The 7,247-nt window shown below is 59.4% G+C and carries 7 protein-coding genes and 4 pseudogenes; 6 read left to right on the forward strand and 5 right to left on the reverse strand.

What is annotated here, in order from left to right; all coding sequences use genetic code 11:
• Positions 1 to 9: 9 nt before the first annotated feature.
• Positions 10 to 342, forward strand: coding sequence for a hypothetical protein (locus tag AC3FOF_RS32455; RefSeq protein WP_488728942.1), 333 nt, complete (start codon positions 10 to 12; stop codon positions 340 to 342).
• Positions 343 to 532: 190 nt separating this feature from the next.
• On the opposite strand, the pseudogene AC3FOF_RS32460 reads toward AC3FOF_RS32455, so the two are convergent.
• The 3 genes and pseudogenes from AC3FOF_RS32460 to AC3FOF_RS32470 all read right to left on the reverse strand — a co-directional run.
• A pseudogene (locus tag AC3FOF_RS32460) lies at positions 533 to 914 on the reverse strand (IS110 family RNA-guided transposase); the annotation flags it as partial.
• A pseudogene (locus AC3FOF_RS32465) lies at positions 908 to 1,068 on the reverse strand (transposase); the annotation flags it as partial. The pseudogenes AC3FOF_RS32465 and AC3FOF_RS32460, both read right to left, overlap by 7 nt.
• Positions 1,069 to 1,509: 441 nt before the next feature.
• On the reverse strand, positions 1,510 to 2,502 hold the full coding sequence (locus AC3FOF_RS32470; RefSeq protein ID WP_488728943.1) for a class I SAM-dependent methyltransferase: 993 nt from the start codon (positions 2,500 to 2,502) through the stop codon (positions 1,510 to 1,512).
• Positions 2,503 to 2,645: 143 nt separating this feature from the next.
• Between AC3FOF_RS32470 and AC3FOF_RS32475 the strand changes: the two genes are divergently transcribed.
• Genes AC3FOF_RS32475 through AC3FOF_RS32485 form a run of 3 tightly spaced genes read left to right on the forward strand, consistent with a single transcriptional unit; the run spans position 2,646 to position 3,906 of the window.
• Positions 2,646 to 3,296 carry a TetR/AcrR family transcriptional regulator gene (locus tag AC3FOF_RS32475; protein WP_488728944.1) on the forward strand — a complete coding sequence of 217 codons (651 nt, stop codon included), beginning with the start codon at positions 2,646 to 2,648 and terminating at the stop codon, positions 3,294 to 3,296.
• 14 nt (positions 3,297 to 3,310) lie between these two features.
• Complete coding sequence (locus AC3FOF_RS32480) at positions 3,311 to 3,562, forward strand: hypothetical protein (protein WP_488728945.1); 252 nt, start codon at positions 3,311 to 3,313, stop codon at positions 3,560 to 3,562.
• Entirely contained in the window at positions 3,541 to 3,906 is a 366-nt protein-coding gene (locus tag AC3FOF_RS32485) for a beta/alpha barrel domain-containing protein (RefSeq protein ID WP_488728946.1), read from the forward strand. Before AC3FOF_RS32480 ends, AC3FOF_RS32485 begins: the two co-directional genes overlap by 22 nt.
• Here AC3FOF_RS32485 and AC3FOF_RS32490 read toward each other — a convergent pair.
• Positions 3,903 to 4,223 (reverse strand): annotated as a pseudogene (locus AC3FOF_RS32490) (transposase); the annotation flags it as partial. The gene AC3FOF_RS32485 and the pseudogene AC3FOF_RS32490 sit on opposite strands and share 4 nt — an antisense overlap.
• Before the next feature lie 312 nt (positions 4,224 to 4,535).
• On the opposite strand from AC3FOF_RS32490, the gene AC3FOF_RS32495 reads away from it, so the two are divergent.
• Complete coding sequence (locus AC3FOF_RS32495; protein ID WP_488728947.1) at positions 4,536 to 4,961, forward strand: hypothetical protein; 426 nt, start codon at positions 4,536 to 4,538, stop codon at positions 4,959 to 4,961.
• A gap of 644 nt (positions 4,962 to 5,605) precedes the next feature.
• Here the strand turns inward: AC3FOF_RS32495 and AC3FOF_RS32500 are convergent.
• A pseudogene (locus AC3FOF_RS32500) lies at positions 5,606 to 6,145 on the reverse strand (LysR substrate-binding domain-containing protein); the annotation flags it as partial.
• 274 nt (positions 6,146 to 6,419) lie between these two features.
• On the opposite strand from AC3FOF_RS32500, the gene AC3FOF_RS32505 reads away from it, so the two are divergent.
• Positions 6,420 to 7,237 (forward strand): IS5 family transposase gene (locus tag AC3FOF_RS32505; protein WP_488728592.1). Its coding sequence is split into 2 segments (ribosomal slippage): positions 6,420 to 6,768 and positions 6,768 to 7,237, totalling 819 coding nucleotides; the frame shifts between segments, so codons are not numbered across the junction.
• Positions 7,238 to 7,247: the final 10 nt, after the last annotated feature.

The following is a 7,247-nucleotide window of genomic DNA, read 5'->3' on the forward strand; positions in this document are numbered from 1 at the left end:
CACCATTGCATGGCTATTGCTGATCGTGGTCGTGGCTTCAGGCAGATAGTCGCGGCAGGCATGGCCGATGCGGGCGTGGATGCGCTGAACGCGCGCCTAGGCCTTAGGCAGCGCTGGCTCAGCAATAGACGACCCAATCCAGTCTGTTGGTCCGACATTGCCTGCACTGTGCCATCTGTCGGTAAGTGCATGATTTTCAACAAAAAACAACGAGAAAGAATCCATCCGACCGAAATTGTTGACCAAATTGCAATGCCGATAATTCATTTTGCTCAAACAGGAACGAAGTTGACTCTCTCGTTCTGCCGAGGCGAGTTTCGCTTGCATCGCCGTAAAGGTTAGCGCCTTCGTCTCCACAGGCAGGCACGACGGAACCCATGGCGTAGTCTCCCAAATTGATCAGGGCGCTGACCTGGCGATATAGGAGGCGCCAAACGCCGGATACGTCCACGCAGCGACGTAGTAAGGTGGCGGCATATCAATTCTGTGACCGCACACCGGGCCCGTCTTGTTGCTGGCGAACCACCGATCAGCGCTCGCCGCGCAGCCATGCGCACAGATTGGGACCAGTTTGATGGCATCAATGCCTTCCGTCTTCGCGCGTCGCCTCTGGCGCTCCACGGGAATGCTCGAGGGATCGACCACGTAGCACTCGATGCCGCGAGTCCGCAGCGCGCGGTAGATCCAAACGTGTCCTTGCCGGCTTCGCAGCTTACGACGATCCGCGCATCCATCGGCAACGACCACATCCGCCTGTGCCGTTCGACAAGATCCAGCACTGCTTGCAGGCGCAGCGTAGCATCCGCCTGCGTCACCGTGTGGAATCCCGCACTGTTACCCTGGCCATCCTGCAGTGCAACCATCCACTTCGCCGTAGCCAGCTCCAGTGACACCGCCAGTACATGCATCGCCATCGGGAGAAATGCATGTACACCGTATGCTATCGCCAAACTCCGCCGGCAAGTCGCGCCACGGGGATCCTGTAGGGGCGATCCACAGCACGGCTTCGAGAAACCAGCGACTGTCGGCTGCCGTACGAGCGAGGTCGCCTTCCTCGCCAAGCGAGATGGGTTCGACTCTGCTTCATACCGCGTTGCTCAACAACGTTCGGATCATTCTGCCTCGCTCGCACAAAAGGCAAGACGCAAACACATCTCAGCAAATGTAAACAGACCATAGGCTGATCAGGTGCCGCGATTACCCAATCCGGAAGTCTGACACTACTGAGCCACTGATCGAGTTCTTACGTGCGTACGTCGATCCTCCGTATTTGGTCTTGGGGCGACTGTACTGGTCCGATGATGTCAAGCGTCTTGTATCCACGACAATGGGGCCATACGGAAAACTCGCGCGCTGGATTCGGACTAACTAGAGCTGCTTTCGGGAGGTTCATTCGATTTTGGACCGTAGGTTGCCGAGCTGGTCCAAGCGGCAGGGGTACTTCCACCCACACATTTCCCCCCGATGTAACGTCTCCCGTGCCATCTTCCGCAAATCGTCGGGAGTAACCTAAATGCCGGAGCTTGGGAGAAGGGGATCCTCCAATGGGGCGGAGCCTGCCGGTTTGCTGAGCAGTAAGAAGAAATGCCCATTGAAGCTACCGTCCAACTGGATATCGAAGCCGGATCGCAGTGCCAGCGTCCGCCAGGAACCGCGTGTCGCCAGCGCGAACGATAATACGTTGGCGATCGCGAACATGCTCCAGCCTCGTACCCACACGACCAGCAGGAATCGGCCACCAGGCTTCAGTACCCGCCACATCTCGCGCATGGCGGCTGTCTTTGCGTCGCCGAGGTGGTCGATCGCGTGCGCGCTGACGGTGGCGTCGAAGCTTGCGTCACTGAACGGCAGATCGGTGAGATCGCCTTGCTGTACGTGGACACGGTCCACTATGCGAGCCAGGTTCAGGTTGCGCATGAGCAGAGCGCGGCCACCCTCTTCGATGTAATCAGAGTCGAATCGGTCAAGGGCCACAATACTTGCTCCGCACACCCCTCGTGCGACGGCGATACTGGTCCGGCCGGCGCCGCAGCCACCGTCGAGCACGAGGCCTCGGCCGCCGGGCAGCAGATCAACCAGCGGAAGCGGGGCATGATCTGGCCGCGCGGCTGACGTGGCGGCCAAGTGGCCTGCAAAAGCGTTAGCGGATAGGAACGTCAGAACAATCGAGCACGGCCACCACCCAGGCATCGCAATCTGCAGCGCAACCGCAGCAGCAAGGAAAACGATGGCCGCTAGCAGCGGCCCCAGCGTCCACGCCGGCGCCCAACCGAAGTCGACGATGTGCGGTCGCTGGCGAAGACGTCGACCGACAGCGGCATAGAGCGAGCCCAGCAGAACAACGCCGCCGATCAGGTGAAAGGCGGCGAACCAAAACAGTGATTGTGAGACCGCCTTGAGGGATGGCACGTAGACCATCAGAGCCAGACCGGCGGCGAGGCCGGCGATGCCGACGAGCCACACATGGCTATGTGGTTTGTTTGTTGCGGAATGAGATTGCACGATTGGCTCCAAGTTCGGTGAATCAATGTCCTATACTGGACACGTGTTCATGATCTCGTTCGCGATTGTTTGGGAGAAGAACTGCTGGCTGCCGGCTGCGCATTTCCGGACATCAGGGCTCGTATTGTCCAGTAGGTGAGAATATGACAAGACCAAAAACCGTCGACCGACGTACGCAACGTACGCGACGCGCGTTGCGAGACGCGCTGCTGTCGCTGCTAGTGGAGAAGGGGTGGGATGAACTCAGCGTGCAAGACATCTGTGCGCGTGCCGACATCGGGCGTTCAACGTTCTACCTGCATTTCCCAAGCAAGGAAGAGTTGTTGATCGGCAGCCTGGATGACCTGCGCAATGTGCTGAAGAGCACATGTGCAAGCACCGATACGAAAGCCAAGGTCGTGCAGCCACTCGCATTCGTGCGCGGGTTGCTAGCTCATATCTACGAGCAGCGACGCCTTTGCCGGTCCGTCTTCGGACGGCGCAGCGCGCACGCTGTACAGGTACGCTTCCGGGAAATGGTGGCGAAGCTCATTGCCGAGAACCTTGCCGTGGTTGCCCCCGCTGGGTGGAAGCGGGACGCGGCCACGAGCTATCTCGCCGGTGCGCTCGTCGACCTGCTTTCGTGGTGGATCGACAGTCGGCCGATGCACCCGATCGACGAGGTCGAGCGGTTCTACTTGAGCCTTGCCGAGTCAGCCGTCCATGAACTGACGGGCCGATCCGTAAGTCGTGGGTCCGCTGCGCCTGCTCGGGAAGTCGGCAAATCAGCAGGCGCATTTGATGCTCTGTCGTGATTCCGCCTGCGTCAATGACGCCTTCCACCATCATCGACGAACTGCCGCGGCAAGGAACAGGATTACGGCATCGCTGCAAACGTAGCCTAGCCTTCGCGGTTGGCGCATCGGCCGCCGTCACGACCAAGATGGGCCGCAAGGCCAGCCAGATCTCCCTGCGCGGATTGCCGGTCTTCGATTGCGCGAGGCAATCGCAGTTCCGGCTCAAATCGAGGCAGCGCGACGACGAACGCCACTATCCGAGTTGCCTGAATTTCAGGCGGTGATCCGGGCATCGAAGGCGGCCGGCATGCTGAGTGTGCCTGGAGTTGTCACGCCCACGGAGGCCTTCGCCGTCCTTGACACCGGCACCGATGCGCTGGACTTCCCTGCGGAAATGATTGCGCCTTCGATTGTCAAGGCGGTCCGCGCCGTGCTGCCGGCCGCAGCGCGCTTGTTGTCAGTGGGAGGAATCACGCCGGACAATATGGCTCCCTACGTCCGAAGCGGCCTCAGCGACTTCGGCCTCGGCTCGGCGCTGTACGCGCTGCAGATGCCGGCGTACGAAGTCGGAGCGCGAGCGCGACAGTTCGTCGCCGCCTGGCGTGCACTCGCTGCTAGAGCGCCTTAGGCACTTTGCAATATGGGGCTTGCATGTACGAGCATGAGCATGGCGAAGACGATGAGATGCAGGCCAGCCCGGGTTTCTGGCAAAGGTTCATCGTCGCGTGCGAGTCTTCGAATCCGACTGGTCCAGCCAAAACTGTTCTCCACAACCCAACGCCTTGGCAGAGGAACGAATCCATTTTTCGCTTCCGATAGCTTGATGACTTCCAACTCCATGCCTTCATCCTGCGCTGCTTTCGCTGGCCCCTCGCCCGTGTAGCCCCGGTCTGCAAACGCCAGTCTCACGGTACGGCCTGTCCCCTGCTGTACTTGCTTGAATAGACTGTCGTACCCGGCAAACTACCGCGACGTGGGCTGAGCGGTCGTTCAATAGCCGAGTTGCCGAAGATCGGCGTAGACTCGCGTTGCACGGATTATCCGTAACGGAGGTGCCACCTTGGCTGTTGCGCGACAGCGTCAATCCGTGGTGCATCCGGATTTATGCAGCACCATTCGTATGTATAGTGGCCTGTGACTATCGATGTTATTGCCTCGTTGCGGCGGTGCCCATTTAATGGAGTAATACTCGCTATGAGTCGGTCGAAAAAACCTAGAAAACCATATCGCGCCGGTCGCACGATTGCTGGCGCCACAATGCGTACGCGTCCATGGCGGCTGTCTGCTGCCTTTGCGCCGCTGGAATCGTTGCTGGATCGCATTGAGCGTGACGGGGCACCTGAGTTGTCAGAGAACGGGGTGCCTGTCTACACGGCGTCCGGGAATGGCAAGGCCTACAGCATGGTGGGGGTTATTCAGGGCACAGCGGAAATGTTTGATATTGCCCGTCTACGTGATCCCGCTTGCCCTGGAACCGAGTCGTTGCATCGACTTGCTGAGGCGCTGGAACATGACGGACTACTGAAATCGATCGATATCGTTAGCTGCCGCCAGTGTCTAGAGGCATTGCGGGCCTACGCGGCAAGCCTGCCACATCTGGAGATGAGCGATATTGTCAGGACGGCACAGATCAAATTTACATTGGATGCGCTATCTGAGTTGTCGAATGAGGAGGGAACCTGAGTTAGGGTATTGTGAATTGCTTCTTTCGCCAAGGACTCGATGACGCTCACCTAAGTGAGCCGGCGGGCAGGTGGGCTCTTCTCGCGTTGGTGGCCTATGAAATTGCGCGAAGCCGGACTAAAACATTACATGCGAGAACGGTAGCGATATCAAAATTACGCATTTTCTGTACAGAGAGCGTTGAATTCTGTTTCTTGCAGGATTTCCATTCCGAGGTCTTGATAGTATCGACGCCGAGTTAAGGCGTTGCTGCAAGTGGGGGTGTAGCTACCTGTAACTCGCACTTTCTTTTGGGGCCCCTCGCTTGCGAGCGCCGTCTTCGTTGGGCTCTGGCATCGCGGGATGGATCCGTCCGCCATATTGCGTTATGTCCGCATGGGCACCACTGTGATCCCACTAGCCTTGGCCAACCCCACTACCGATCGGATCAGCGACAACATAATTCGCTGGGCCGTTCACTGTGAAACGCCGCCGCGTATCGCATCGTTTCCCATTCGCACGCCGTCCTTTTTCGCATCATCAAAATAGACCAAAGCGGCCTTCAATAGGGCATGCCCAGTAATGGCTGCCGCGGCACCGGGCCCTGATCGCGTCGCGCAACTTAGTTCGGTCAAAGCGAGTTCCTCCGTTACAAGGGGCTGCGCCTAGCCGGATTTCTTGCGATGGGGCTTCCCTGCAGCGCTCGCTTGTGCCAATTCCCTGAGAATGTCCAGCAGCGTACGACTCAGTTCGTTAGGTGCCACCGCGCTGCGGAGCAGGATTCCCACCGGTTCCGCGCTTCCAGTCGTCGGTAGCGGCAGCTTCACCAACCAGCCGTGATCGACGTCGTCCTGCGCGACGCGCTCCGGCGTAATCCACACCGTATCCGAGCGCGGCGCCGGCAGGCGGGCGACCGAGGCCGATAGTGTCTCTGTGCAGGCCGCCGGTAAGCGCAGCCCGGGCGACTGGAACATAGTCTCGGTGTGATGCCGTGGCACGGTGCCGGTAGTCGCTACGACCAATGGATAAGCGAGCACGGTTTGCAGTGAGGCTCCGCCGCCGGTTTCTGCCAGGAGGGGATGGTGTGGCCTCACCACCACCGCCAGGGACTCGGCGTACAACAGCTCGAACGAGAGCCCCTGCATCATCGAAGGCTCGGCCATGCGTCCCACCACGAAATCCAGCTCCCCGGCCTTGAGGGAGGATCCCGTCCCGCCGGCAAAAAAACCAGACGATCCTCCCGCGGGGAGCGACGGATCGTCTGGGCGCTATTAGCAGGAACCTCGCAGCGCGGATATTAGATGTGCCATATCTGGCTGACTACCCTGCCATCGATCGGGCAATCGAAATGCTTGCGCATATTGAGTGTGTCGTGCGGTATTTTGATATTTAGAACCTGTTTCAAAAAGACCAGCTGGGTACTGTTAACCGCAAGGCGAAGCTGTTAACCTCGTCCGTTGTGACAACAGGATAGAGAGGATGGGCAAGCCGATCATCGACGACGAATTGTGGGCATTGATCGAACCGCTTCTGCCGCCAGCCAAGCCGCGGCGATTCCGGTATCCGGGTCGTATGCCGGTGTCGGACCGGGCCGCATTGACCGGCATCCTGTTTGTGCTGAGAAGCGGCATTCGCTGGAACGAACTACCCATCGAAATGGGCTGCGGCTCCGGGGTCAGTTGCTGGCGGCGGCTGCGCGACTGGCAAAGCGCGGGGGTATGGGATCGCCTGCACGAGATCTTGCTGGCAAAGTTGCGTGCAGCGGACCGCATCGATTTCTCGCGCGTCATCATCGACTCCTCTTCAGTTCGGGCGGTTGGGGCGGGCCAAAAACAGGACCGAACCCCACCGACCGCGCGCGACCCGGTTCCAAGCACCACGTCGCTACCGACGCCAACGGCACGCCGATTGCGGTCATCCTGACCGGCGCGAACCGTAACGATATCACCCAGCTTTTGCCTCTGATCGAAGCGATTCCTGCGATCCGGGGATGTCGAGGCCGTCCCTTGCGCAAGCCAGGTCGGATCTACGCAGACCGCGCATACGACCACGACAAGTATCGTCGACCGCTTCATGCTGCCGGCATCCCGACTTCGATCGCCCGGCGTGGTCAGCCCCACGGTAGTGGACTCGGCAAGATCCGCTGGGTCGTCGAGCGTACTCATGCCTGGTTGCACGCATTCCGTCGTCTGCGCACCCGCTTCGAGCGTCGCGCAGACATTCACGAAGCTCTTCTCAAGCTGGCCTGTTGCCTTATTTGCTGGCGCACCCTTCAGCGTGAAGAGAGTTCATTTTGAAATGAGTTCT

This window comes from Cupriavidus sp. 96C5-1 (assembly GCF_057798855.1).